Below are 25,758 nucleotides of genomic sequence, written 5' to 3' on the forward strand. Positions count from 1 at the left end.
TTTCATCATTGTAAAGCTAATTTTCTAGTGATCTCAACTGCTTTTCTATTGTTTAAATTTTTTAATACTTCTGACACAGTTGATTTTTTCAATTTTCTTAATATATCTATTGCCAATTTTGAATCAGAAACAGAATAGTAATTGTTGGAATCTATTTTAAGTGCTGTTAATTCTTTATCGTTTACAATCAATTTTTCAATAATGTTTGCTATGTCTTTAGCATCCATTTTTTCATAAATCAAAACTAAATTATTTAATTTTTCTTCATACTCTTTTATATAATCAATAATTCGGCTTAATTTAATTGTAATATTTTCTTTTGAACCTGTTAATAATTCTTCACGCCTAATATTATAAAATAACTCTTCAACAAAATCCTTGTCTTGTGAGTATTTAAGAATATCTGCAGCTTTCTCTAAAGATAAATTCATATATATTTTAGCTAAATCACTACTTGAATACTTCTCTGTATTCCCTAAAATTTTATAAGCTTCATATGAATTCTTACCTTCATAAATTTTTGCTAAATTTTTAAACTCTTCATAACTTTTCTCTTTTTCTAATAGATATGACCTTAATGTATACATTTTATCTTTATTAATTGATAATAACTTAGATAATATTAATTTTTTTTCATCATCGTTCAGATAAAATATAATGTCTGCTGCCTTCTTTTCATTCATAGTACTAATTATATATGCAACTCTATTCTGTTCATCTGTATTACTATTAATTTTTTCTTTAATCTCTTTTAAGGCTAAATAATTGTCCATTTTCTGAAGTCTTTCTGCTTCTTTCTTGATGTTGTCTTGTTCTTCTTTTTGTATTTCATCATACAGTGAAAAAAGTAAATTTTTTCTTAATTCTATCTCTCTAATCAATTTAACTATATTAGTTGTCTTATCTGGATATCTACTATTCATCAATTTTATTATGTCATTATAAAGTTCTTTATCATCCTTCTTGATAATATACAATTTATCAGCTGCATTATTTGTATCAATCTTATTGAGATATTCAACGAGAAATATTTTTTTAGCTTTAATTTCTTCTTCAGTCGGATATCTACTGAAATATTCTCCTACAAAACCTGGAGCATTTTTCAACTGATTATTAACTAATATTCTAAAAGAATCCACATTATAATAAATTGCAGCTAAAACCCCAATCGGTATTGTTAATATCAAAAATATTACAATAACAATTGAAATAACTTTGTTACCACTTTTTTTTTCTTTTGTCATAATAAACCCCCGTTAGTTTTTACTACTTCTGAAGTTTACAATTTCGTCTATTAAGTTATCTTCTTCTTTTTTTATTTGATAAATAAACTCATTGTAATGCTTTTCTTTGATCTTTTCCATTATCTTTTTTTCCTTTAAAGCTTCTAATAAAACTTTTTTCTTGCTATCTAATATGCCTCTAGCATTATCAACTCTAATTTCTTGTCTTGCTATTTCCTTATTAATATAATCTATTATCGTATTGTAGTTTTTTAAATCAAATATAGTCATGTTTTTTACATTTTTATTTCTTATAGCTAGTTCATTCCTTTTGTAATTTATTAAGCTTTTAAGTTTATCTTCTTCTAAATTTAAAATTTCTTTTGCTTTGTTATAATCAGCTAATTTTAAATTTTCAATAGTTTCCTTGTATTCTAAAACCTTCTGAAATTTAAACTTAAATCTACTTTGCACTCAAACCACATCCTATATTTTTGATACAATATCCTTCATCATTTTTATTGTTTCTTCTAATGTATATTTTTCCATTATATTTTGTTTTAAAAAAACATTGATCTTTTCTATAACATTAATAGCAGTATCAATTTTCTCATTAGTACCTTGTTTATAAGCGCCAATATTTATTAGATCTTCTGCTTCTTTATACGTTGATATTATATCTTTTATTTTATTTGCAAGGTTTATATGTTCTTGGTCACATATGTTAGGCATTACTCTACTAATACTTGCTAATACATCTATTGCAGGATAGTGATTTTGATTTGCTAACTTTCTTGATAAAACTATATGTCCATCTAATATACCTCTTACAGTATCAGTTATTGGTTCATTTAAGTCGTCACCATCAACTAAAACTGTGTATAAAGCTGTAATTGTACCTTTATCTGATGTTCCTGCTCTTTCTAAAAGCTTAGGTAGTAAAGCAAAAACAGATGGCGTATATCCTCTTGTAACTGGTGGTTCCCCAACTGCTAAACCAACTTCTCTCTGCGCCATCGCAAATCTAGTTAGTGAGTCCATCAAAAGCATTACATTTTTACCTTTATCTCTAAAATATTCTGCAATTGCTGTAGCTAAAAAAGCTCCTTTCATTCTTACAAGAGCAGGTTTATCAGATGTTGCAACGACAACAACAGACTTTTTTAATCCCTCTTCTTTTAAATCATTTTCTATAAATTCCCTTACTTCTCTACCTCTTTCACCTATAAGTGCAATTACATTAACATCTGCTTTTACATTCCTTGCAATCATTCCCAATGTAGTACTTTTACCAACACCACTTCCTGCAAAAATACCTATTCTTTGCCCTTTTCCACAAGTCAATAATCCATCTATCACTTTTATGCCCAATGGTAGAATTTCTCTTATCTTCTCTCTTTGCAAGGGGTTTGGTGGATTATTCATAACTGAATAAGTTTTATTGTTACTTATCTGTCCTTTACCATCAATTGGTTTACCTAGTCCATCTAAAACTCGTCCAATTAGTTCTTCACTAACATTAACTTTTAAAGAATTTCCTGTTGATACAACAATACTACCAGGTCCTATCCCTTGCATATCTCCTAAAGGCATTAATAGAAGCTTATCTTCCTTAAACCCTACTACTTCAGCTGGTATAGCAACTTTGCTACTGAAAGGGTATATATAACATAATTCTCCTATACTAGCCTGTGGGCCATTTGATTCGATAGTAAGACCGATAACTTTGGTTACTTTACCAAAATATTTAATTAATTTGATATTTTTAACTGCATCGACGTATTTTTTTATATCTATTACTTCCATATATATCACTCACTATTTAAAATGTCTTTTAAAGTTTTTTTCATCGCTTCAATTTGAGTTTTTATACTAACATCTACACATCCTCTTTCGGTCTCTATAACACAACCACCTTTTTCTAGGTTGTTATCAATTTTTACTTCAATATCTTCAATTAAACTTGCTTCTGCTAATAATCTTTCTTTAGCAAGATCAACAATACCATAGTCATCTTTAGAAACCCTAATAATAACTTTGTCACTTACCAGCAGACTTTCTAAGCCTTTTAAAATGATCGATATAATAACTTCTCTATCATCATCTAGTTTTTGATTAATTATTTTTTCGCTTATATTAATTACTAAATCTATAATATCATTTTCTAATTGCTTCAAATATAGAGCTTTTTTTTGTAAATATTCTCTTTTTATATTATTTGCTTCTTTAATAATTTTCTCAGCTGATATACATCCCTCTTCATAGCCTTTTTTGTATCCTTCTTCATAACCTTTTTGTTTTGATTCCTCAATCATCAACTGAGATTTTTTGTACATTTTTTCCATTATAATATCTGCATTTTCTCTTGCTTCATTAATAATTGATTCTGCTTCAATTTTTGCCCTATTTATAATTTCATCATGTTTTTCCCAAGCATCTTTTATGACTTTCTCAATATTATTTTTACTATCAGTCTTTACATTATCATTTTTAATAGTTGTTTCTACAATTACTTGATGCGATTTAATAACATTAGACAACTATCTCGTCCCCTCCTCTTGGAGTAACTATTTCGCCTTCTTCTTCAAGCTTTCTTATAACATTAACAATATTCTGCTGAGCTTCTTCTATATCTTTCAGTCGAACAGGACCCATAAATTCCATATCTTCCTTTATCATTTCTGCTAAACGTTTAGACATATTTGCAAAAATAACCTGTTTAACTTCTTCGCTTGCTGATTTAAGGGCAATTGCCCATTGGTTATTATCGATTTCTCTAATGATTCTTTGTATTGATCTACTATCTAAAGTTACAATATCTTCAAATACAAACATTCTTCTTCTTATCTCTTCACTTAATTCAGCATCTTGTGTTTCTAATTCTTCCATAATATGTTTTTCAGTTCCACGATCAACAGTATTAAGTATAGATACTATTGTTTCAATTCCACCTACACTTGTATAGTCTTGAGTAACTAAATTTGAGAATTTATTTTCTAACACTCTTTCTATTTCCTTAATTATGTCAGGTGATGTTCTGTCCATTGTGGCAATTCTTTTTGCTACTTCAGCTTGCTTATCTTGAGGTAAGCTTGACAGAATTTGTCCTGCTTGGCTAGGTTTAAGATATGACAATATCAAAGCTATAGTCTGCGGATGTTCATTCTGTATATAATTCAGTAATTGATTAGGATCTGCCTTTCTTATAAACTCAAAAGGTCTTACTTGTAATGAAGCCGTTAATTTATTAATTATATCAATCGCTTTTTGCGATCCTAAAGCTCTCTCTAAAACATCCTTAGCATAATTTATTCCACCTTCAGAAATATACTCTTGAGCTAAACATAATTGATAAAAATCCTCTAATACTTTTTCCTTTTCCTCAGGAGAAACCATTCTAATATTTGCAATTTCTAAAGTAAGTTCTTCAATTTCTTCATCGTTTAAATGTTTAAATATCTCTGCCGATTTTTGTGGTCCTAAAGTTATCAATAATATTGCAGCTTTCTCTTTCCCAGTCAATTGCTGTAATTTGGACATGGCTCTCCCTCCTTAATCCTCATTTAACCAAGTTCTTAGTAACTGTGCAACAGCTTCAGGTTTTTTATCAATAAACTTCTCGATTTGACTCTTAATTTCAGATTTACCACTATTGTCTAAATCTATCTCCTCTATCTGTTCAAACTGCGTTGATTTCTGTTCTAACACTTCATTGATATCGTATTTTTCATTTCTACGCCTATAGTAAATAGTCCCAAACAATCCGGCTAATGCAATAAAAATCAATGATAATATTAAAATTAAATTATTATTTTTATTGTTCACTTCACTGGAAACATAATCTGTGTTATCTAATAATGACTTATTAAATTTTGCTGTATTTACCTGTACTTGTTTTGTATCTAATCCAGTAGCTGCATATATAAGTTTAACAATTTCCTTCTTTTCTTCAGCTGAAAGTTCACCATCTGCAATCGCATCTTTATTAATTAAAATTGCAACAGTTATAGATTCAATATTACCAGGTGCTTTTTCAATTTGCTTATTAATTTCATTTAACTCATAGTTAATTGTCTTACTTGCTTTATAAAACTTAGAGTTGTCTTTATCAGACTGTACATAATCAACAGCATTATCAGAATTAGAATCAACTCCAGGCACTCCTCCATCTAGTCCATTAACCATATTTTCTTCTAATTGTTCCATACTACGTATTAGACCTTCATCACTACCTTCTACTGGTGGTTGAAATTGTACAATTCTTGTAACTTCACTATCGAAATTCATCTTTACGCTTGATCTAACATCAACATTTCCATATCCAAACATGGTTTCTAGAAACCTTTTTATACTATTATCGATTCTTCTTTGTATACTCCATTGTACATCTAGTTGTTTGTTATAACTGTATTTCTCAATACCTTCATCTGATGTAAGCAACTCACCTGTGTCATCAATAATGGAAACATTTTCTAACTTTATTTCCTTGACAGCTCCAGCTACTAAATTTCTTATAGCAAGTACTTTTTCTTGTGATAAAGGTTGATTTCTAGCTAGTTTAATAAAAACTGATGCTGTAGCTTCCTCACTTTGTTTTAATACAAAACTACTTTCATCTGGTATATCCAAATATACTTTAGCACCTTCTATTCCATCAATTTCTGCTATAGTGCTTGCAAGTTCACTTTCTAAAGCATATTCTAATCTCTGTCTTTTTTCGTAATCTGTCATAGTCCAACTACTATCATTCAATGCATCTAAAAAACTATAACCGTCTTTAGGTAAGCCCTCAGTTGCTAATTGAATCTTTACCTTATTTTTATATCCTTTTGGTACTAAAATTGTTGTACCTTCATCTGCATTTTTCCATTGTATGCCCATTTCATCCAATTTATCTGTTATAAGTCCTGCATCTTTTAAACTCAAGTTTTTATAAAGGATTTCATATTCTGTACGTGTAAAATAATATGTAATTAAACTAACACTAATAATAACTAAAAAAACACTAACTGTTAACTTGATTTTTTTTGTTTTATCAAGTCCACTCCAAAAATCATTAAGCTGGTTTCTAATTTTATTTATAGTTTCAGACACTTAATCACCTCATTTCTTGCTACGACTGAATATTAAATTTGCATCCTCATTATCTCCCTATACGCATCTATGACCTTATTCCTAACACTCAATGTAAGTTGCAAGGCTATATTTGCTTTTTCGCTAGCTATCATTACTTCATGTATATTATTTACTTGTCCTGTTGCTAACAATCTATTATAACGATCAGCTTCTTTTTGTAAACTATCTACTTTGTCTAATGCTTCCTTCAATAAACTTCCAAAAGAATCTTTATTATTCCTACTTATAGAATCACTCTTATTTACAAAATTTGAATTTTCTATTTTACTTATATTATTAATTCTCATATATTATCCTCCTTATCTACCTATTTCTAGAGCTTTCATTGCCATAGTTTTAGATGAGTTAATTGCTGTTATATTTGCTTCATAAGCTCTAGAAGCAGATATCATATCTACCATTTCTTTAACTACTTCTACATTTGGCATTAAAACATATCCATCTTTATCTGCATCAGGATGACCTGGTTCATATACTTTTTTAAATGGACTTTTATCTTCTATTATTGCACTAATCTTAACACCTTGCTTATTTAAGCTCTTACGTGAATATTCAGTCAAATAATATGAAAAAGGTTTATTATCTTTTTCTTTAAACACTACCATTTTTCTTCTATATGGAAGTCCATTGCTTGTCCTAGTTGTATTTGCATTAGCTATGTTTTTTGAAATAATATCCATCCTTATTCTTTCTGCACTCATTCCTGAAGCACTAATATTTATAGCATTAAAAACTCCCATTATTATCTCCTCCCGTCATTAATAACTGACTTAATTCTACTGAATTCTGACGCTGTTTGCCGGATTAAAGCATTATACATAATCGTATTCTTTGCTAAATCTGCCATTTCAGTATCAATATTTACATTATTTCCGTCTAATCTAGTAGAAGTATTTACTTGTTTAACTATTCTTGGCTCTAAGTTACTATGCTGTGACTTAATATGCAATCTATTTGTCACTTTCAGCTTTACTGATTTATTTTCTAGACTCTCATTTAATATATCTTCAAATTCAACTTTGATCCTTTTATATCCAGGTGTATCCACATTAGCTATATTATTTGAAATAGCTTCATGTCTTAACCAAGTCCCATTAAGTGCAAACTTCAAAAAATTAACTGTTGAAAACACTCGATCCAACATAAACTCACCTCTTAAATCAAATATCTATAAATTATTCGATAAAAATATGCAAAATCCTTCATATTTTTATTTTTTACACTATATAATATTAATTTTCTTCTTCAATTTAAATATTTCCTTCTTCTATTTTATGTTTTTTTACAATTTTGTTTAAATGGTCAATAAGTCCTAATAGGTTAAAAAAAGGTACGACACTATGTGTCATACCTTTTATTTTTAACTTCTCACTTTTTTAAGTTCATCTATTAATTTGTCATTTAAAATCTTTATATATGTCCCCTTCATTCCAAGTGACCTAGACTCAATTACTCCAGCACTTTCAAATTTTCTAAGTGCATTTACAATTACAGACCTTGTAATACCTACTCTATCTGCAATTTTACTAGCAACAAGCAATCCTTCATCCCCATCTAATTCATTAAAAATATGTTCTACTGCTTCTAATTCAGAATATGATAAAGTGCCTATTGCCATTTGAACTATTGCTTTTTTACGTGCTTCTTCTTCTATTTCTTCATTTTTAGCTCTTAAAATTTCCATTCCAACTATTGTTGCACTATATTCAGCTAAAACTAAATCCTCTTCAGTAAATTCTCTACCAAATCTAGCAAGCACTAAAGTTCCTAATCTAACACCACCACTTATTATTGGTACAACCGTACTCAACTTGTTAGGATAGTCACATTTAGACACTTGATCAAACACACACTCTTCAACTTCTTTCGTATTTGCTCTAGTTTCATTAATCCTCAACAATTCCTCATTATATTCTTTAGGAAACCTTCTCTCTTCTACAACTTCACTTTGTATGATATTACATTCAAAACCTAAAGATAAAGCAAATCCTAATACTCTTCCTTTCTTGCTAGCTATATAAACATTAGCCTCAAGAATTTCACTTAAAGTTGTACTTAATTCTGAAAAAGAAACAGGTCTACTACCTGAATTCTGCAAAATTTTATTAAGTCTCCTTGTCTTCTTTAATAAACTTTCACCCATATTAATCCTCCTTCATCAGATTATGTATTTTGACATATCTTTTTCTTTTATAATGTCACTCAATTTTTCTCTAACATAATTTACATCTATTTCAACTTTTTTCTCTTCAATATCTGGCGCTTCAAAAGATATATCTTCATGCAATTTTTCTAATATAGTATGCAGTCTTCTGGCTCCTATATTCTCTGATTGTTCATTAATAAGATATGCAATTCTTGCTATTTCATTAATAGCTTCTTCAGTATATGTTACTTTTATACCTTCTGTTTCTAACAATAATTGATATTGTTTGATAAGCGCATTTTGTGGCTTCGTTAATATTTCTTTAAAAATATCTTCAGTAAGATTTTCTAATTCTACTCGAATAGGGAATCTACCTTGTATTTCTGGTATTAAATCCGTAACTTTTGTAATATGAAAAGCTCCAGCTGCTATAAAAAGAATATGGTCAGTTTTAACAGGACCGTATTTCGTCATAACAGTACTACCCTCAATAATAGGTAGAATATCCCTTTGTACTCCTTCTCTTGATATATCGGGACCAGAGCCAAAATTTCTTCCAGCAATTTTATCTATTTCATCAATAAAGATTATTCCATTTTCTTCAGCTCTTTTAATTCCCTCATTAATAACCTCATCCATATCTATAAGTTTTTGAGCTTCTTGAGAAGTTAAAATTTTCTTGGCTTCTTTAATAGGAACTTTTCTTTTCTTAGTCATCTTCGGAATTATTCCACCTAATAAATCATTTACATTAATATTTAATTCTTCAATCCCAATTCCACTAAACATTTCTATAGTAGAGTTTTTACTTTCTTCAATTTCTATTTCAATAACTTTATCATCTAACTCATTGCCAATAAGTTTTTTTCTAATTTCTTTTCTTTGTTGTAGAATTTTTTCATTTTCAATAGTATTATCGTTATCACATTGTTCCTTTTTACTAGTACCAAAAAAAACATTTAGTGGATTAATAAAATCTTCTGTTTTTTTAGGTAATGGAACTATAATCTCAGCAATTCTATCTAAAGCAACATCACGTGCTTTATTATATACCATTCTAATTTTCTCTGATTTAACCATTCGAATTGAAGTTTGAACTAAATCTCTCACCATTGATTCTACATCTCTACCTACATAACCTACTTCTGTAAATTTTGTTGCTTCTACTTTTACAAATGGTGCATTTACTAATTTAGCTAGCCTTCGCGCAATCTCAGTTTTACCTACACCGGTTGGTCCTATCATTAATATATTCTTAGGTTTAACTTCCTCTTTAAACTCATCATCTAACAAATTTCTTCTATATCTATTTCTTAAGGCAATTGCAACAGATTTTTTTGCTTTTTGTTGTCCTATAATATATTTATCTAATTCTTTAACTATTTGTTTTGGAGTTAATTCATTCATCAAAAACACTCCTTTAAATCACTTCTACAGTAATATTACTATTAGTATACACGCATATGGATGAAGCTATCAAGAGCGACTCTTTTACTATTTCTTCAATCGAAAGACGGGAATGCTTTACTAAAGCTTTACCAGCCGCAAATGCATAACTACCACCTGAACCTATAGCAACTATACCATCTTCAGGTTCTATAACCTCACCATTACCTGATATTACTAATAAAATATCTTTATTTCCTGCTATTAACATAGCTTCAAGTTTTCTTAAAATTTTATCATTTCTCCAATCCATTGCTAACTCTACAGCTGCTCTTTTAAGATTTCCACTAAATTGTTCCAATTTTTCTTCTAATTTCTCAGACAAAGTCATCGCATCAGCTACAGAGCCTGCAAACCCAACTACTACAGTATTATTATATAGTTTTCTCACTTTTTTAGCTGTATGTTTCATAATAGTTTTATCTCCAAAAGTAACTTGACCATCTCCAGCTATTGCTACCTTATTATCTTTCTTTACAGCAATAATTGTAGTTCCCCTAAACACAATCTCACCCCTATCCGCAACAATCAATGTTATCATATTTTAACACATCAATCAACTAATATTTTATTCTCTTTGATAAATTTTTGTAAAACTTTTAAACTTCGTTCGGATTTTAACTTGTTTCTTTCTTTTTTGTTTTTTACTCTATGTTCTAATGCAGGCATTATACCAAAATTTATATGCATAGGCTGAAAATTACTTATACTTCCATCAGAAATATAATTACTCAAAGAGCCAAGTGCTGTTTCTATTGGAAATATTAGTGGCTGCTTATCTAGTAAAATCCTTGACATATTTATACCTGCCACTAGTCCAGAAGCAGCTGACTCAACATATCCTTCAACACCTGTTATTTGACCTGCAAACATTATATTCTCATATTCTTTTAATTGATAAGTTGGTTTTAAAACTTTTGGTGAATCAATATAAGTATTGCGATGCATCACGCCATATCTGACAAATTCTGCATTTTCTAAAGCAGGAATTAAACTAAATACTCTTTTTTGTTCACCCCATTTTAAATTAGTTTGAAAACCAACCATATTATACAAAGTTCCTTCTTTATTATCTTGTCTTAATTGAACGACTGCATAGTATTTTTCTTTTGTAATTGGATTCTCTAAGCCGACAGGCTTTAATGGACCATATAATAAAGTTTCTTTACCTCTTTTGGCCATTGTTTCTATTGGCATACAAGCTTCAAAAACAATCTGTTTTTCAAAATTTTTCAATGGATGAACTTCTGCTTTTATAAGTTCTTGATAAAAACGTTCATATTCTTCTTTGTTCATAGGACAGTTTATATAATCAGCTTCTCCTTTATTGTACCTCGATCCCTTGAATGCTCTTTTCATATTAATTGATTCATAAGTAACAATTGGAGCTGCCGCATCATAAAAATATAAGTGTTCAGCTTTAGTTAATTTAGAAATATGATCTGTTAAGCCTTTAGAGGTTAATGGCCCCGTAGCTATAATTACAAAACTATCAGTTGGTATTTCAGTTATTTCGTTTCTTATAAGCTCTATATTAGGATGATTACAAATTTTGTTAGTTATCTCTTCTGAAAATCTTTCTCTATCAACCGCAAGAGCCCCTCCTGCTGGTACTCTATTATTATCAGCAGCTTCCATAATTAATGAATTTAACATTCGCATTTCGGCTTTAAGCAATCCTATTGCATTTTCTATACTATCTGATTTTAGTGAATTACTACACACTAACTCGGCTAATTTATCTGTATGATGTGCTTCTGTATTTTTAACAGGTCTCATTTCAAACAGTTTAACTTTAATTCCTCTACTAGCTAATTGCCAACTTGCTTCACATCCTGCTAGACCTCCACCAATAACCATTACTTCATTTTGCATAATATCACCCTTTACTTTTCATTTGTTTCTTTTTTATACTTACATTCCTTATTAGAGCATTTTATATAATTACCTTTTTTATTTTTTTTCTTTATTAATATTCCTCCACACTCAGGGCATTTATCTCCAGTTGGCATATCCCATGAAACAAATGAGCATTCAGGATAGTTACTACATCCATAAAATTTCCTGCCTTTTTTAGTGCTTCTTTCTATCAATTCCCCTCCACATTCTGGACATTTTATACCTAATTCTTTCACAATTGGTTTCGTATTTTTACATTCTGGATATCCAGGACAAGCTAAAAATTTCCCATATCTTCCATGTTTGATTACCATAAACCTGCCACACTTCTCACATTTTATATCAGTAATCTCATTCTGAATCTCTATCTTATTAATCTCATTTTCTGCTTTTTCAAGACTTATTTTAAATTCTTTATAGAATTCATTTATTACATCTTTCCAATTCAGTAAACCTTCTTCAATTTTATCTAACTTATTTTCCATATCTGCAGTAAACTCTTCATTAATAATATCTGTAAAATATTCTTGAAGTAACTCTGTTACTAAAATACCCAAATCTGTTGGTTTAAAATATTTTTTTTCTAAAACTACATAGCCTCTACTCAAAATAGTACTAATTGTAGGTGCATACGTACTAGGTCTACCTATTCCTAGCTCTTCTAAAGTTCTAACTAAAGTAGATTCAGTATATCTTGCTGGTGGTTGTGTAAAATGTTGTTCAGACTGTATGTCTTTAATATTTACAATTTCACCTTCATCAAGATTTGGAATCTCTATTTCTTTTTCTTGTTTATCATCTTTAAGTATTTTTAAATAACCATTAAATACTATTTTAGAGCCCGAAGCTCTAAAAATATAATTTCCAGCATTAATCTTAACTGATAACGTTTCGTATAATGCAGGACTCATTTGACTTGCAACAAATCTTTCCCAAATGAGTTTATACAATTTATACTGATCAGCACTTAAAGAGTTTTTTATTTTCTCTGGTGTTCTATTTACTAAAGTAGGTCTAATCGCTTCATGAGCATCTTGAATATCATTTTTCTTTTTTGACTTAAATCTTCTAAATCCTGTAGTATATTTTTCTCCATAGACTTCTGCTATAAAATCTTTGGCTTTTTTTAATGCTTCATCAGATATTCTTACCGAATCAGTTCTTATGTAAGTAATAAGACCAACAGTTCCTTCGCCTTTAACATCAATACCTTCATATAATTGTTGAGCTACCATCATCGTCTTTTTAGTCGAAAAACCTAAACGTTTAGATGCCTCCTGTTGCAAAGTACTTGTAGTAAGAGGAGGATTAGGATTACGTTTTCTATTTCCTCTTTTAACTTCATCAATAATAAAATCACTTGTTTTAATTCCTCTGATAATAGTTTCAACTTCATCTTTACTTTTTAAGTCTAACTTCTTTTCTTTCCCTTCTTCCTTAACACCATAAAAATTCGCTTTGAATATTCGACTATCTTTTTTAAGAAAAACATCTATAGTCCAGTATTCAGTAGGTTTAAAGTTTTCAATTTCCTTCTCTCTATCGCAAATAAGTTTTGTTGCAACAGACTGTACCCTACCAGCACTCAATCCTCTTTTTACTTTTCTCCACAATAAAGGACTAATTTTATATCCAACAAGTCTATCTAATACTCTTCTAGCTTGTTGTGCATTTACTAGATTCTGATTGATTTGTCGAGGTTTCTTAATTGCAGTTTTAATAGCATTTTTAGTAATTTCATTAAATTCTATTCTAACTTTATCATCTTTTGAAAGACCTAATATATGTGATAAATGCCATGAAATTGCTTCACCTTCCCTATCGGGGTCTGTTGCTAAATAGATCTTTTCAGCTTTTTTTGCTTCTTTTTTTATCTCATTTATTACAGGGCCTTTACCTCTTATTGTTATGTATTCAGGTTCAAAATTCTCTTCTATTTTAATACCCAATTTGCTTTTGGGTAAATCTCTAACATGTCCTACAGATGCTTTCACTTTATAATTACTACCTAGAAATTTCCCTATAGTTTTAGCCTTAGCAGGTGACTCTACTATAACAAGGAACTTTGCCAAGTCATACACCTCCAACTTTCATAATGTTTGTTATTATATCAAAAACTATATATTAAGTCTACTTTTAAAAATCATTTAATTGAAAGGTCTTCCCTGGTAATTGTTTTACAATTCCCTTTAATTCCAAAATTGTCAATATACTATTCACTTTCATTATATCCAATCCTGTTTGATAAGATATTTCATCACAATGTTTAGGATATTCTTTAATACATCTAACTATTTTAATTTCATCTTTTCCTAAATTCAAACAAGATATTTCTTTAACTCTTTTTTTCTTAATTATTTCTTTTAGTAAAGTAATCTCTTCAATAATATCATTAATATCTGTAATAAGTTTTGCACCATCTTTAATAAGTAAGTTTGTACCTTTACTATAAACACTATTAATATTCCCTGGTACTGCGAAAACTTCTTTCCCCTGTTCTAAAGCTATTTGTGCTGTAATCAAAGAACCACTTTTTTCACTAGCTTCAACAACTAAAACGCCTAAAGAAAGTCCGCTGATTATTCTGTTTCTCATAGGAAAATTATATGGTAATGGCTGAACTCCTAAAGGATATTCAGTAATAATTGCTCCGTTATTTTGTATTTTATCAAATAATGTTTTATTAGTTTTAGGGTATATTGAATCTATTCCATTTCCTAAAACAGCAATAGTTCTTCCATTAGCTATGAGTGCTCCTTCATGAGCTTTGGTATCTATCCCACGTGCTAAACCACTTACTATAGTGATCCCTAGCTCAGATAATTCTTTAGCAAATTTTTCTGCAACCCATTTACCATATGCAGTAGCTTTTCTAGAACCTACTATAGCTATAGAAATTTCATCCTTAACCTCTAAACTACCTTTAATGTAGATTACTTTTGGTGGATTATAAATGTTCCTTAAATGTCTAGGATAATCGTCATCAAAAATTGTTATTACTTTTGCTTCACTTTTTTCAACTTTAGATCTGTAATCTTCATAATAGTGTTTATCTTTATATTTAATTAGAATAGCTTTTGTATACTCACTTAGAAACCTTATTTTATTAATAACATCTGCTGATGCTTCCCATAATAAATAAAAATCTCCAAAATACTCTTCAAGTTTTTCAATTGTGTTACTGTTTATATTAATACTATTTAACCAAATTAAAATATCCCTACTATTCATAGTATTACCTACTTTCATATTCTATTATTGATTTAACGCCAGAACTTTCTATCTAAACTCCTATATTGAATAGCTTCAGCTAAATGTTGTACTTCTATTAATTCTTTTTTATCTAAATCAGCAATTGTCCTAGCTAATTTTAGAATTTTATTATATGCTCTAGCACTTAAACCTAAATTATCAAATGCTTCCTCCATCAATTTAACACATTTATTATCTAATTTACAGTATTTATTTATATCTTTTGATGTTAATTGCGCATTACAAAATATTTTTTCTTTAGAATACCTATTAATCTGGATTTTTCTAGCTTCATTAACCCTTTTTCTAATACTTCTTGAAGTTTCAGACATAACATTACTACCTAATTCTTTATAAGCTACAGGTGCAACCTCTATATGTATATCAACTCTATCTAATAATGGTCCACTAATTCTACCCAAGTATCTATTTATTTCTCTCTCGCTACAAGTGCATTCATGTATTGGATCGCCATAATGACCACACGGACATGGATTCATACTTGCTACAAACATAAATTTAGCCGGATATGTTAAAGTAGCATTAACTCTCGAAATTGTTACATGACCATCTTCCATTGGTTGACGAAGAACTTCTAAAACGTTTTTTTGAAACTCAGGTAACTCATCTAAAAAAAGTACTCCGTAATGTGCTAATGATACTTCTCCAGGTTTGGGTATTCTACCTCCCCCTACCAAAGATGCACTAGATATCGTATGATGGGGTGCTCTAAAAGGGCGTCTAGTAATTAAAAAATTATTTTTTAATAAGCCTGCAACGCTATATATTTTAGTAATTTCTAATGATTCATCAAATGTTAATTCAGGTAATATAGAAGGTAATCTCCTAGCAATCATCGTCTTACCAGAACCAGGTGGACCTATAATCAATATATTATGCCCACCAGCTGCAGCAACTTCCATTGCTCTTTTTAATGATTCTTGCCCCTTAATGTCTCTAAAATCATCATATAATTCATTTTCGTTTTTAAATAGTTTTGATATATCAATTTTCCAAGGCTTTATGCTTATCTCATCATTTAAATGCATTACAAGTTCATATAAATTTTTTACTGGTATGACATCTATTTTTTCTACTATACTACACTCATCTTTATTTTCGTAAGGTACTATAACCTTTTCAATTCCTTTATCTTTAAGTGATATAATTAACGGAAGAGCACCATCTATCTTATTTATATTACCATCTAAAGATAATTCTCCTATAAAAGACATTTTACTTAAATCTTTGTTTTTGATAGTTCCAGTTGCTAATAATATTCCTACTGCTATCGATAAATCAAGCTGAGAACCTTCTTTTCTAAGACTAGCAGGTGCAAGATTAATAGTAATTCTGTTTAAAGGAAATTCAAAACCAGAATTTTTTATTGCAGTTCTTACTCTTTCTTTCGATTCTCTTATAGAAGTATCTGGCAAACCTACAATGTTAAAAACCGGCATTCCTCTAGAAATATCAGTTTCTACTTCAATAATATAACCATTTAGTCCATGCAATACACAAGTTTTAACTTTTGACAGCATTTTTTCCAATCTCCCCTTTATTTTCTTATGCTTATATACTTCAATAAATTAATTAAATTTCCTTTTAAATTATATTATCATTTATGATAAAATTAGATATGATATCTTGTAAGATTTTTATTTTAACACCTATTACCTGGGTAATACCTAAATACCGACAACAAACGACAAAAGATGATAATACAAAGAACATAATCTACAATTTAATAAAATACAAAAAAAATGCACAATAAACTGTGCACTTATATCCAAAAAGCATTTTGTATATGATTTATTCTGATATTTTTATCTAGAAATATTTCTATAATATCAAATCTATATTGCTTATTCACTATTTTTTTTAATTTTATGTATGTATAGGCAGTTTTTATTATCTTCTGTTGTTTGTTTATCGTAACTGCTTCATATGGATATCCATAAGCAGAACTTTTTCTAGTTTTAACCTCTACAAATACTATAATATCATCTATAGCAGCAATTATGTCAATTTCGCCTAACTTGCATTTAAAATTTCTATCTATTATCTTATATTTGTTTTTATTTAAATAATTAACCGCTAATTTTTCTCCTATAACTCCAGTAATTTTATTTTTCAAATTTCTCACCTTTTTCTTTATCTAACTGATATACAAAAGCTAATATTTCAGCTACGGCCATATATAGCTTTTCTGGTATGGCTTGTCCTATTTCCAGACTAATTAAATCTTTAACAAGGTTTTCATTTTGAATTGTTTTAATACCTTCCTTCTCGGCTTTTTGAATAATTTTTTCAGCAATTTCCCCTCTACCTTTAGCAATAACTCTAGGTGCAATATCACTCTTATCATACTTAAGTGCAACAGCAGTTTTAATGTTTTTATTTTTCAAATATATCACACCCTTATGTCTAATAAATAATTCCCAACATCTCTATCAGATAGTACATCAAGTGGATCAACATCTTCTCCAATTACATAATTTATTAATACTTTATTATAACCACAATTAATTAGACTATCTTTTAACTTATAATCACTTTTCCTAAAAATTTTTATATAACTATGCTTATCCATATAAAAATCAACCGTAATGCTATTCCTAACTATATTGGCTAATATTTTTACTTTATCAAATTTATTAGTTTGTAAGGAAATCATTATATTTAAATTCTCTCTTTTACCTTTGAATTTTCTTTTATCTAAAATATAAAATTTATTTATTAATTCATTTCTATCTGTAAAGTACAATGGATAGTATAAAAAAGTAGCATTTTCATTAAGTTTATTCAAAAAAATAATTTTGTCTTTTAGAATCTGAAATTTATCAAGAACTTCATCTGATACTTTATCCCTTTCACTTAATATTAATTCAAATTTTTCAAATAATTGTTTGAAATTATTATAATAAGCTCTTAATAATTCTTTATCTTCTTCATTAAATTTAATAACCAAATTATTCAAATTAATTCTTAGGTTGTTAAATTCTTTATCGCTGATAACATTCTTTTCATGTAAAGTAATTAAAAATTCTTCTAAATCACTTCTAATAAAACTGTCATTATTAACTAATTCGCTTAAAAACTTTAAATTGTTTAAACTAATCTTTATTTCTGATTTTAAAAGAAAAATCACCTTTTTAATAATATCAGGTGTAATTTTGTTACCTTTTAAGATTTTCATTAATTCACCTTGAATTTTATCAGTTATTATATTACTTTTAGAAATATTATTGTCATATAATTTTTTTTCAGACTCAGTACTTTCCTTTAAAAATTTAAGTATATCATCTGACATTATGTCATTATCAGTACCCATATATTTTATATTTTCATTTTCTTCAGTATTTATCAAATTCCTTATTTTATTTAGTATTTTTATAACTTTTTCTATCATTTCTTTATTTACTGGCATCTTAAATCTGATTAAATTCTCAATAATTTCTGAATTTTCGTGGTTCGTATTTAAATTGTTACTTTCTAATAATCCTTTAATAAATGTTTCTTTATCATTTATAAAAGTATCTTCCTTTTCTAAAGGTGTTAATACTATATTGTTATCCATTAAGTCCTTAACAAGAAAGTTTAGAACTTGATTTTTATACCTTTCTAAAGGGATTAAAGTGTTTGCTTTAAGAATATCCCCATTACCCAAATCAATATATACAATATTTTCTGATATCTTTATTATTTTACCTCTAATGATGCTGTTTTTATATAATTTATTAGTAATTTTCGTATTAATAAAAATTTGCGTTTGTTTATCTATCCTCATAAACATCACCAAATAAATCAAGTTGCTTTTCTTTTTCTAAAATATTTTTAAGAAAGCTTAACCTATGTATTGGTGAAGGGCCTAGTTTTCTTATTGCTTCCCTATGTTTTTTAGTTGCATATCCTTTATGTTGTTCTAAGCCATAACCTTTATATTTTTCAGCCCATTCTTTACATTTCCTATCTCTATAAACTTTAGCAATTATCGAAGCAGCTGCTATTCCGTGACATCTTGCATCTCCTTTTATTATACTCATTTGAGGTATGCCAATATCTATTTTTTCTGCATCTACTAGAATAAAATCTGGCTTTATAATATTATTATTTTTATCTCTTAATGACAATAATGCCTTTTTCATTGCCAACCTGGCACTTTTTTTTATATTTATCTTATCGATTGTCTTAGAGTCTACTGATCCAATTCCTACTGCTATTGCTTTATCGAGTATAACATCATAAAGTTCTTCTCTTTTTTTAGAAGAAAGTTTTTTTGAGTCATTTACACCCTCAATAACCAAATCTTTAGGCATAATTATTGCACAAGCTACCACATCGCCAGCAAGACATCCTCTCCCAACTTCATCAACACAGGCAATATACTCATAACCTTTTTCCCATAGTTCTCTTTCAATGGTCAACATATTATCCCTCCATAATACTTAAATTCTATTCTTTCTTTCTAAATCCTTCACTATTCTTATAAAGATTCTAAAAAATGAACCTTCCTTTATGGAAGGCTATTTTTCTGGATATTCCAATGTTATTTTTCCAATAGTCCCTTTTCTAAACTCATCTAAAATTAGATGAGCAACTCTTGAATAGTCAATATCTCTGCCTTTTAAAATACAACCTCTTTTCAAAGCTATTTCATCCATTACTTGTAGTGGAGTTTTTTCTTCTAATTTAATATCATATCTATTTTTTAATTTACTTGGTGCTACATCAATAAGTCTTTCTATTAGTCTCAATGCTAAAGTCTCAATATCCATAATCTCATCTTTAATTGCTCCTGTAAAAGCTAAATTAAGTCCTACATTTTGATCTTCAAACTTTGGCCATAGTATGCCAGGTGTATCTAATAGTTCAAGATTACCTTTTAATTTTATCCATTGTTTGCCTTTAGTTACACCTGGACGATTACCGGTCTTAGCACTTTTTCTACCAGATAATGAGTTTATTAGGGTAGATTTTCCAACATTAGGTATTCCTACAATCATAGCTCTTACAGGCTTCTGCTTTATCCCTTTGGCTCTTAATTTTTGTAATTTTTCTCTCAATATTTTGTTTGCTTCTTCAATAATCTTTTCAGTCCCAATATTTCTTGCAGCATTTATTAAAATAGCTGTTATATTTTTTTCTCTATAATAACTAATCCACTTCTCATTTGCTATGTCATCTGCTAAATCACATTTATTTAATATTACTACTCTAGGTTTATTCCCAATAATCCTTTCTATATCAGGATTTTTACTACTAATAGGTATTCTAGCATCTAGCAATTCAAAAACTATATCAACAAGCTTTAGGTTTGATTTTAATAATTCTCTTGTTTTTTTCATGTGACCTGGATACCAATTTATATTCATACATCATCGCCCTCTTCAAAATTACTTGTTAACTATTATCACTCAAATTTTATCTAGTATTCATAATCTACTAAAATAAATATAGGGACTGAAATTCAGTCCCTCATTAATAATCTCTTTTTTCTTTAACTCTAGCAGCTTTACCAGTCTTACCTATTAAATAATTTAGTTTAGCTCTTCTTACTTTACCTCTTCTAGTTACAACAATTTTCTCAACTCTTGGAGAATGAACAGGGAATGTTCTTTGTACACCTACACCATAAGATATTCTTCTTACAGTGAAAGTTTCTCTTGAACCTCCACCTTGTCTTTTAAGTACAATACCTTCAAATACCTGAATTCTTTCTCTGTTTCCTTCTTTTACTTTATAGTGTACTTGAACTGTGTCCCCAACGTTAAATTGAGGGATATCATTTCTGATTTGTTCCTGCTCTATTAGTTTAATTATGTCCATGGTTTCCCCTCCCTTCTTCCTAGACGTTCGTGCCACTTTAGCAGAGGACCGCCCGTTTTGCCACATGTTATTATAGCATAAATATATATAAAATACAACTTATTTTAAAATATTTATTTCTTGCTTTATTTTATTTAATACTTTTTTTTGTTCATCAGTCAATTCTACTTTATCGATTAAATCGGGTCTTCTTAAATAAGTAAGCTTTAATGATTGATATTGTCTCCATTCTTCTATCTTTTTATGGTTTCCAGATAAAAGAACATCAGGCACTTTATGTCCTCTAAATACTCTTGGCCTTGTATATTGAGGATATTCTAAAAGTCCATTATAATGTGATTCTTCTTCAAATGATTCTTCACTACTTAAAACTCCAGGAATTAATCTTGCTACTGAATCAACTACAACCATAGCTGATACTTCTCCACCTGTTAGAACATAATCTCCTATTGAAATTTCATCATCTACATAATTTTCTACTATCCTATTATCAATTCCTTCGTAATGACCACAGAGCAATATTAAATGCTGTTCTTTTGATAATTCTTTTGCTAAACTTTGATTATATACTTTCCCTTTTGGTGTAAGATAAATAACCCTTGAATTAGTTTTCCTTACACTCTCAATAGCTTTATAAATTGGTTCAGGTTTCATAACCATTCCAGGTCCCCCACCAAAAGGATAATCATCAACACGTCTATGCTTATCTTCAGAAAAATCTCTTATGTTAATATAATTTATTTCTATTAATTTATTTTTAATCGCTCTACCTATTATACTATAACCAAAAACTCCCTCTAACATAGTTGGAAACAGCGTTAAAATATCTATTTTCATTCTATCATTCCTTCTAGTGGGTCTATAATTACTTTATTATCATCAAGATTTATCTCTTTGATAACTTCCTTTATAGCTGGTATAAGATATTCTCTATTATCATTTTTTACTACATAAACATCATTACTACCTGTCTGTATAACATCTTTAATTACACCTAGAAAATTACCGTTTTTTAAATAAACATTTAAGCCAATAATCTGAAATATAAAATATGTATCCTCTGGTAATTCTATAGCGTTTTCTTTATCTATATATACATACTTACCTTTTAAGCATAAAACTTCATTAATATTATCTAAACCTTTAAATTTCAATATAACTAAATTTTTCTTATACCAAACATTTTCTATTTCAATTTTTTGTTTTTCAACATAAACATATTCCAATTCTTCAAATCTAGTCATATCATCCGTTAATGGCAACACCTTTAATTCACCTTTAATGCCATGAGTATTTACTATCTTACCTACTTTAATAAAATCTATCATAGTCAATACTCCTTTAAATGTTTTAATTTAGTCTATCCATTAAAAATATTTTCATTCTAAAATTGAAATAAAGGGACTAGATGAACTAATCCCTTTACTGTATAATTTCAACTACAACCCTTTTATTTTCCTTAGTAGCTGCTGCTTTTACAACAGTTCTTATAGCTTTTGCTATTCTACCCTGCTTTCCTATAACTTTTCCCATATCTTCTGGGGCTACTTTTAACTCGATAATTACTGATTGTGTACCTTCTACTTCATTTACTTGTACTTCTTCTGGTCTATCTACAAGAGCTTTAGCTATTACTTCAACTAACTCACCCATTTTGTTTACACCCCCCAAGATTGAATTAAGCATTCTTAATCTCTTCTAATTTCTCATAAATACCATTTTTCTTAAATAAATCATTAACTGTATCTGTTGGTTTAGCTCCATTTTTTAACCATTTAATTGCTTTTTCAGCATCTATTTTAATCTCTTTTGGATTTGAAACAGGGTTATAGTATCCAACTTGCTCAATATACTTACCATCTCTAGGAGCACGTGAATCAGCTACTACTATTCTGTAGAAAGGCTTCTTTTTAGATCCCATTCTTGTTAGTCTGATTTTTACTGCCATGTTTTCACCTCCTTCTAAAGTTTTATCTATCTAAAAAATGGAATTTTAAACTTACCTTTTTTCATTGCTTTTTCCATTTCACCCATCTTCTTAAGCATCTTTTTAGTTTCCTTAAATTGCTTCAAAAGTCTATTTACATCTTGAATTGATGTACCACTGCCTTTAGCAATTCTTTTCCTTCTGCTACCATCTATAATAGATGGATTTTGTCTTTCTTCTTTTGTCATTGACTGTATTATAGCCTCAATCTTAACTAACTCTTTTTCATCAACTTTCAAATTTTTTAATTGTTTGGACCCCATACCTGGTATCATTTCTAATATCTGATCTAATGGCCCTAAATTTCTCATCTGCTGTAATTGCTCAAGGAAATCCTCAAAAGTAAATTGCTGATTCCTTAATTTCTTTTCTAATTCAATTGCCTTTTTAGCATCTAAACTAGCTTGAGCTTTTTCAATAAGACTCAGAACATCTCCCATTCCTAAAATCCTTGAAGCCATTCTATCAGGATGGAAAGGTTCTATCTGGTCTAGCTTTTCACCCATACAAACAAACTTTATAGGTTTCTGAGTAACAGCTCTAATCGATAAAGCTGCTCCACCTCTTGCATCACCATCAAGTTTAGTTAAAATAACTCCATTAATACCTAATCTATCATCAAAAGTCTTAGCTACTGTTACCGCATCTTGTCCTGTCATTGCGTCTACAACAAGTAAAATCTCATGCGGCTTTACTTCAGCTTTTATATTTTCTAATTCATCCATTAAATCTTCGTCTATATGAAGCCTACCTGCCGTATCTATAATAATAACATCATTTCCATTCCTTTTGCCATACTCAATCGCAGCCTTAGCTATGTTAACTGGGTCCTGCTTATCACCCATTGAAAAAACTGGTACTCCAATACTACTACCAACTACTTGTAATTGCTTAATAGCAGCTGGTCTGTAGACATCACAAGCTACTAATAGAGGAGATTTTCCATTTTTTTTGAGTAAGCCACCTAATTTACCTGACGTAGTGGTTTTACCTGCACCTTGCAGACCACATAACATTATAATTGTAGGTGGGCTAGATGCAAACTCTATTTTACTCTGGGTTTCTCCCATCAACTTAGTTAACTCGTCATTTACTATTTTTATTACCTGTTGCCCTGGAGTAAGGCTCTCCATTACTTCATGGCCAACAGCTCTTTCTTTTACATTATTAATAAATTTTTTAACAACTCTAAAGTTAACATCTGCTTCTAGTAATGCAAGTTTTACCTCTCGCATTGCATCGCTAACATCTTTTTCTGAAAGCTTTCCTTTGCCCTTTAATTTACCCAGAGTTTTTTGAAGCTTCTCAGCTAAACTTTCGAAAATCATTATTTGACCTCCTGATCATTATCTAAAATATCCAAAGCAATATTTTCAATATCTATCACATAAGAATTGATATCTTCTAAACGACCTAGTTTTAAATCATTCTTTATTAAGTTTAATCGTTTAAGAATAATTTTTATTTTATCCTTATCTTTTAAAAATTTCTCAACTAATCCTAATTTTTCTTCGTAATTTAATAATCTTTTCTCTGCTCTTTTTAATATATCATGAACACCTTGTCTACTAATGTTCAATTGTTCTCCGATTTCACTTAATGATAGGTCATGTATATAGTACATCTCAATTATTGTATACTGTCTATCACTAAGCAGTTTCCCATAAAAGTCAAATAACAACCCCATTTTCACTGCTTTTTCAAACATTTAAATCACCATATTAATAAGATGTAAAGTCATAAACTTGACAGATTGTATTTTATAATACATAGCCTTATTTGTCAAGCTTATTCTGCAAAAATCGCTTCAACAAAATTCTGAGGGTTAAAATCTTGTAAATCTTCTATTTTTTCACCTACACCAACTAATTTTACTGGTACATTCAACTCTGATTGAACAGCTAAAACTACGCCACCCTTAGCAGTTCCATCTAATTTAGTTAATACTATACCAGTTATATTGCAAGCCTCTTTAAATACTTTAGCTTGCATAATCGCATTCTGTCCTGTTGTAGCATCAACGACCAATAAAACCTCCCTAGTAGCTTCAGAGAACTCCCTTTCTACTACCCTGAAAATCTTATTAAGTTCATTCATTAAATTCTTCTTGTTATGAAGTCTGCCTGCTGTATCACAAATAAGCACATCAGATTTACGAGCTTTTGCTGCTTGTATACCATCGAAAATCACTGCCGCAGGATCTGCCCCCTCTTTATGAGCTATTATTTCAACTCCCGCTCTATTAGCCCATTCTTGTAATTGGTCAATAGCAGCAGCTCTAAAAGTATCCCCTGCTGCAATTAAAACTTTTTTACCTTCCTTTTTTAATCTATAAGCTAACTTTCCTATAGTTGTAGTTTTACCAACTCCATTCACTCCAACAACTAATATAATTGCTGGAGATGGTTCTATATTAATTTTATTATCGCTCTCAATATCAGTTAAAATTTGTTTTAATTCTTCTTTAAGTAACTCTTTAATTTCAAAAACTTCTTTTACCTTTCTTTCCTTTACTTTATCTTTTAAATCCTCAATTATCCTCATCGTTGTATTTACTCCCATATCTGCAGTTATCAATACTTCTTCTAATTCCTCAAATAATTCTTCATCAATTTTTTGATAAGATTTTAGTATAAAGTCAACTTTTTCAGTAATACCTTTTCTTGTCTTTTCTAACCCTTGTTTTAATCTTCCAAATAAACCCAACTTTGATTTTTCTTCACTATTTACATCTTCTGTGTTACTTTCAGTCAACACTACCTTCTCTTGTATGTTGTTTTCTTTTTGATCTAAACTATTTTCTTGTTTACTTTTTTTAAAAAATCTCTTTAACATTTTGA

At 29.2% G+C, this 25,758-nt stretch carries 29 protein-coding genes; all 29 read right to left on the reverse strand.

Annotated features, from left to right (window positions below; all coding sequences use genetic code 11):
* Nucleotides 1-5 precede the first annotated feature (5 nt).
* Nucleotides 6-1,244, reverse strand: a complete 1,239-nt coding sequence (locus TR13x_RS02445) for a hypothetical protein (RefSeq protein ID WP_054870288.1) — start codon at nt 1,242-1,244, stop codon at nt 6-8.
* A 12-nt stretch (nt 1,245-1,256) separates the two neighbouring features.
* On the reverse strand, nt 1,257-1,697 hold the full coding sequence (fliJ, locus tag TR13x_RS02450; protein ID WP_054870289.1) for a flagellar export protein FliJ: 441 nt from the start codon (nt 1,695-1,697) through the stop codon (nt 1,257-1,259).
* Nucleotides 1,698-1,709: 12 nt separating this feature from the next.
* Nucleotides 1,710-3,029 carry a flagellar protein export ATPase FliI gene (gene fliI / locus TR13x_RS02455; protein WP_054870290.1) on the reverse strand — a complete coding sequence of 440 codons (1,320 nt, stop codon included), beginning with the start codon at nt 3,027-3,029 and terminating at the stop codon, nt 1,710-1,712.
* Between the two features lie 5 nt (nt 3,030-3,034).
* Entirely contained in the window at nt 3,035-3,763 is a 729-nt protein-coding gene (locus TR13x_RS02460; RefSeq protein WP_054870291.1) for a FliH/SctL family protein, read from the reverse strand.
* On the reverse strand, nt 3,756-4,763 hold the full coding sequence (gene fliG / locus TR13x_RS02465; protein ID WP_054870292.1) for a flagellar motor switch protein FliG: 1,008 nt from the start codon (nt 4,761-4,763) through the stop codon (nt 3,756-3,758). The genes TR13x_RS02460 and fliG overlap by 8 nt, the downstream gene beginning before the upstream one ends.
* 12 nt (nt 4,764-4,775) lie before the next feature.
* The gene (gene fliF / locus TR13x_RS02470) at nt 4,776-6,317 is read right to left on the reverse strand and encodes a flagellar basal-body MS-ring/collar protein FliF (protein WP_054870293.1); all 1,542 of its coding nucleotides are present in this window, start codon (nt 6,315-6,317) and stop codon (nt 4,776-4,778) included.
* Nucleotides 6,318-6,349: 32 nt separating this feature from the next.
* The gene (gene fliE, locus TR13x_RS02475; protein ID WP_054870294.1) at nt 6,350-6,646 is read right to left on the reverse strand and encodes a flagellar hook-basal body complex protein FliE; all 297 of its coding nucleotides are present in this window, start codon (nt 6,644-6,646) and stop codon (nt 6,350-6,352) included.
* Between the two features lie 12 nt (nt 6,647-6,658).
* Nucleotides 6,659-7,099 (reverse strand): flagellar basal body rod protein FlgC, encoded by a 441-nt coding sequence (gene flgC, locus TR13x_RS02480; protein ID WP_054870295.1) that lies wholly within the window; start codon nt 7,097-7,099, stop codon nt 6,659-6,661.
* A gap of 2 nt (nt 7,100-7,101) precedes the next feature.
* A complete protein-coding gene (gene flgB / locus TR13x_RS02485; RefSeq protein ID WP_054870296.1) occupies nt 7,102-7,503 on the reverse strand; it encodes a flagellar basal body rod protein FlgB in 402 nt (133 codons plus the stop codon).
* A 216-nt stretch (nt 7,504-7,719) separates the two neighbouring features.
* Entirely contained in the window at nt 7,720-8,502 is a 783-nt protein-coding gene (gene codY / locus TR13x_RS02490) for a GTP-sensing pleiotropic transcriptional regulator CodY (RefSeq protein WP_054870297.1), read from the reverse strand.
* Between the two features lie 15 nt (nt 8,503-8,517).
* Nucleotides 8,518-9,912, reverse strand: a complete 1,395-nt coding sequence (hslU, locus tag TR13x_RS02495; protein WP_054870298.1) for an ATP-dependent protease ATPase subunit HslU — start codon at nt 9,910-9,912, stop codon at nt 8,518-8,520.
* A 13-nt stretch (nt 9,913-9,925) separates the two neighbouring features.
* Nucleotides 9,926-10,456, reverse strand: a complete 531-nt coding sequence (hslV, locus tag TR13x_RS02500; protein ID WP_054870299.1) for an ATP-dependent protease subunit HslV — start codon at nt 10,454-10,456, stop codon at nt 9,926-9,928.
* Between the two features lie 47 nt (nt 10,457-10,503).
* The gene (trmFO, locus tag TR13x_RS02505) at nt 10,504-11,826 is read right to left on the reverse strand and encodes a methylenetetrahydrofolate--tRNA-(uracil(54)-C(5))-methyltransferase (FADH(2)-oxidizing) TrmFO (RefSeq protein WP_054870300.1); all 1,323 of its coding nucleotides are present in this window, start codon (nt 11,824-11,826) and stop codon (nt 10,504-10,506) included.
* 11 nt (nt 11,827-11,837) lie between these two features.
* Nucleotides 11,838-13,922 (reverse strand): type I DNA topoisomerase, encoded by a 2,085-nt coding sequence (gene topA / locus TR13x_RS02510; RefSeq protein ID WP_054870301.1) that lies wholly within the window; start codon nt 13,920-13,922, stop codon nt 11,838-11,840.
* 64 nt (nt 13,923-13,986) lie between these two features.
* Nucleotides 13,987-15,081, reverse strand: a complete 1,095-nt coding sequence (gene dprA / locus TR13x_RS02515; RefSeq protein ID WP_054870302.1) for a DNA-processing protein DprA — start codon at nt 15,079-15,081, stop codon at nt 13,987-13,989.
* Between the two features lie 32 nt (nt 15,082-15,113).
* The gene (locus TR13x_RS02520; RefSeq protein WP_054870303.1) at nt 15,114-16,643 is read right to left on the reverse strand and encodes a YifB family Mg chelatase-like AAA ATPase; all 1,530 of its coding nucleotides are present in this window, start codon (nt 16,641-16,643) and stop codon (nt 15,114-15,116) included.
* A 242-nt stretch (nt 16,644-16,885) separates the two neighbouring features.
* Nucleotides 16,886-17,239 (reverse strand): YraN family protein, encoded by a 354-nt coding sequence (locus TR13x_RS02525; protein WP_054870304.1) that lies wholly within the window; start codon nt 17,237-17,239, stop codon nt 16,886-16,888.
* Nucleotides 17,229-17,510: an EscU/YscU/HrcU family type III secretion system export apparatus switch protein gene (locus TR13x_RS02530; protein WP_152912095.1), complete on the reverse strand. Its 282-nt coding sequence runs from the start codon at nt 17,508-17,510 to the stop codon at nt 17,229-17,231. Before TR13x_RS02530 ends, TR13x_RS02525 begins: the two co-directional genes overlap by 11 nt.
* A gap of 5 nt (nt 17,511-17,515) precedes the next feature.
* Complete coding sequence (locus tag TR13x_RS02535) at nt 17,516-18,892, reverse strand: hypothetical protein (RefSeq protein WP_054870305.1); 1,377 nt, start codon at nt 18,890-18,892, stop codon at nt 17,516-17,518.
* Nucleotides 18,879-19,532: a ribonuclease HII gene (locus TR13x_RS02540; RefSeq protein WP_054870306.1), complete on the reverse strand. Its 654-nt coding sequence runs from the start codon at nt 19,530-19,532 to the stop codon at nt 18,879-18,881. Before TR13x_RS02540 ends, TR13x_RS02535 begins: the two co-directional genes overlap by 14 nt.
* A gap of 96 nt (nt 19,533-19,628) precedes the next feature.
* The gene (gene ylqF / locus TR13x_RS02545; protein WP_054870307.1) at nt 19,629-20,477 is read right to left on the reverse strand and encodes a ribosome biogenesis GTPase YlqF; all 849 of its coding nucleotides are present in this window, start codon (nt 20,475-20,477) and stop codon (nt 19,629-19,631) included.
* A 106-nt stretch (nt 20,478-20,583) separates the two neighbouring features.
* Nucleotides 20,584-20,931 carry a 50S ribosomal protein L19 gene (rplS, locus tag TR13x_RS02550; RefSeq protein ID WP_054870308.1) on the reverse strand — a complete coding sequence of 116 codons (348 nt, stop codon included), beginning with the start codon at nt 20,929-20,931 and terminating at the stop codon, nt 20,584-20,586.
* A 99-nt stretch (nt 20,932-21,030) separates the two neighbouring features.
* On the reverse strand, nt 21,031-21,768 hold the full coding sequence (gene trmD, locus TR13x_RS02555) for a tRNA (guanosine(37)-N1)-methyltransferase TrmD (protein ID WP_054870309.1): 738 nt from the start codon (nt 21,766-21,768) through the stop codon (nt 21,031-21,033).
* Nucleotides 21,765-22,259 (reverse strand): ribosome maturation factor RimM, encoded by a 495-nt coding sequence (gene rimM, locus TR13x_RS02560; protein WP_054870310.1) that lies wholly within the window; start codon nt 22,257-22,259, stop codon nt 21,765-21,767. Before rimM ends, trmD begins: the two co-directional genes overlap by 4 nt.
* Before the next feature lie 94 nt (nt 22,260-22,353).
* Nucleotides 22,354-22,584: a KH domain-containing protein gene (locus TR13x_RS02565; RefSeq protein ID WP_035162837.1), complete on the reverse strand. Its 231-nt coding sequence runs from the start codon at nt 22,582-22,584 to the stop codon at nt 22,354-22,356.
* A gap of 25 nt (nt 22,585-22,609) precedes the next feature.
* Complete coding sequence (rpsP, locus tag TR13x_RS02570) at nt 22,610-22,879, reverse strand: 30S ribosomal protein S16 (protein ID WP_035162839.1); 270 nt, start codon at nt 22,877-22,879, stop codon at nt 22,610-22,612.
* Nucleotides 22,880-22,905: 26 nt separating this feature from the next.
* The gene (ffh, locus tag TR13x_RS02575; RefSeq protein WP_054870311.1) at nt 22,906-24,246 is read right to left on the reverse strand and encodes a signal recognition particle protein; all 1,341 of its coding nucleotides are present in this window, start codon (nt 24,244-24,246) and stop codon (nt 22,906-22,908) included.
* Nucleotides 24,246-24,626: a YlxM family DNA-binding protein gene (gene ylxM / locus TR13x_RS02580; protein ID WP_054870312.1), complete on the reverse strand. Its 381-nt coding sequence runs from the start codon at nt 24,624-24,626 to the stop codon at nt 24,246-24,248. Before ylxM ends, ffh begins: the two co-directional genes overlap by 1 nt.
* Nucleotides 24,627-24,706: 80 nt before the next feature.
* On the reverse strand, nt 24,707-25,753 hold the full coding sequence (gene ftsY / locus TR13x_RS02585) for a signal recognition particle-docking protein FtsY (protein ID WP_082394753.1): 1,047 nt from the start codon (nt 25,751-25,753) through the stop codon (nt 24,707-24,709).
* Between the last annotated feature and the right edge of the window lie 5 nt (nt 25,754-25,758).

This window comes from Caloranaerobacter sp. TR13 (genome assembly GCF_001316435.1).
Taxonomy (GTDB): Bacteria; Bacillota; Clostridia; order Tissierellales; family Thermohalobacteraceae; genus Caloranaerobacter.

Excerpts from the sequence above, each read along its gene's own strand:
- TR13x_RS02445 (WP_054870288.1), bottom strand. The coding sequence starts at position 1,244 with ATGACAAAAGAAAAAAAAAGTGGTAACAAAGTTATTTCAATTGTTATT.
- fliI (WP_054870290.1), bottom strand. The coding sequence starts at position 3,029 with ATGGAAGTAATAGATATAAAAAAATACGTCGATGCAGTTAAAAATATC.
- fliG (WP_054870292.1), bottom strand. The coding sequence starts at position 4,763 with ATGTCCAAATTACAGCAATTGACTGGGAAAGAGAAAGCTGCAATATTA.
- fliE (WP_054870294.1), bottom strand. The coding sequence starts at position 6,646 with ATGAGAATTAATAATATAAGTAAAATAGAAAATTCAAATTTTGTAAAT.
- flgC (WP_054870295.1), bottom strand. The coding sequence starts at position 7,099 with ATGGGAGTTTTTAATGCTATAAATATTAGTGCTTCAGGAATGAGTGCA.
- flgB (WP_054870296.1), bottom strand. The coding sequence starts at position 7,503 with ATGTTGGATCGAGTGTTTTCAACAGTTAATTTTTTGAAGTTTGCACTT.
- codY (WP_054870297.1), bottom strand. The coding sequence starts at position 8,502 with ATGGGTGAAAGTTTATTAAAGAAGACAAGGAGACTTAATAAAATTTTG.
- hslU (WP_054870298.1), bottom strand. The coding sequence starts at position 9,912 with ATGAATGAATTAACTCCAAAACAAATAGTTAAAGAATTAGATAAATAT.
- trmFO (WP_054870300.1), bottom strand. The coding sequence starts at position 11,826 with ATGCAAAATGAAGTAATGGTTATTGGTGGAGGTCTAGCAGGATGTGAA.
- dprA (WP_054870302.1), bottom strand. The coding sequence starts at position 15,081 with ATGAATAGTAGGGATATTTTAATTTGGTTAAATAGTATTAATATAAAC.
- TR13x_RS02520 (WP_054870303.1), bottom strand. The coding sequence starts at position 16,643 with ATGCTGTCAAAAGTTAAAACTTGTGTATTGCATGGACTAAATGGTTAT.
- TR13x_RS02535 (WP_054870305.1), bottom strand. The coding sequence starts at position 18,892 with ATGAGGATAGATAAACAAACGCAAATTTTTATTAATACGAAAATTACT.
- TR13x_RS02540 (WP_054870306.1), bottom strand. The coding sequence starts at position 19,532 with ATGTTGACCATTGAAAGAGAACTATGGGAAAAAGGTTATGAGTATATT.
- ylqF (WP_054870307.1), bottom strand. The coding sequence starts at position 20,477 with ATGAATATAAATTGGTATCCAGGTCACATGAAAAAAACAAGAGAATTA.
- rplS (WP_054870308.1), bottom strand. The coding sequence starts at position 20,931 with ATGGACATAATTAAACTAATAGAGCAGGAACAAATCAGAAATGATATC.
- trmD (WP_054870309.1), bottom strand. The coding sequence starts at position 21,768 with ATGAAAATAGATATTTTAACGCTGTTTCCAACTATGTTAGAGGGAGTT.
- rimM (WP_054870310.1), bottom strand. The coding sequence starts at position 22,259 with ATGATAGATTTTATTAAAGTAGGTAAGATAGTAAATACTCATGGCATT.
- TR13x_RS02565 (WP_035162837.1), bottom strand. The coding sequence starts at position 22,584 with ATGGGTGAGTTAGTTGAAGTAATAGCTAAAGCTCTTGTAGATAGACCA.
- rpsP (WP_035162839.1), bottom strand. The coding sequence starts at position 22,879 with ATGGCAGTAAAAATCAGACTAACAAGAATGGGATCTAAAAAGAAGCCT.
- ffh (WP_054870311.1), bottom strand. The coding sequence starts at position 24,246 with ATGATTTTCGAAAGTTTAGCTGAGAAGCTTCAAAAAACTCTGGGTAAA.
- ylxM (WP_054870312.1), bottom strand. The coding sequence starts at position 24,626 with ATGTTTGAAAAAGCAGTGAAAATGGGGTTGTTATTTGACTTTTATGGG.
- ftsY (WP_082394753.1), bottom strand. The coding sequence starts at position 25,753 with ATGTTAAAGAGATTTTTTAAAAAAAGTAAACAAGAAAATAGTTTAGAT.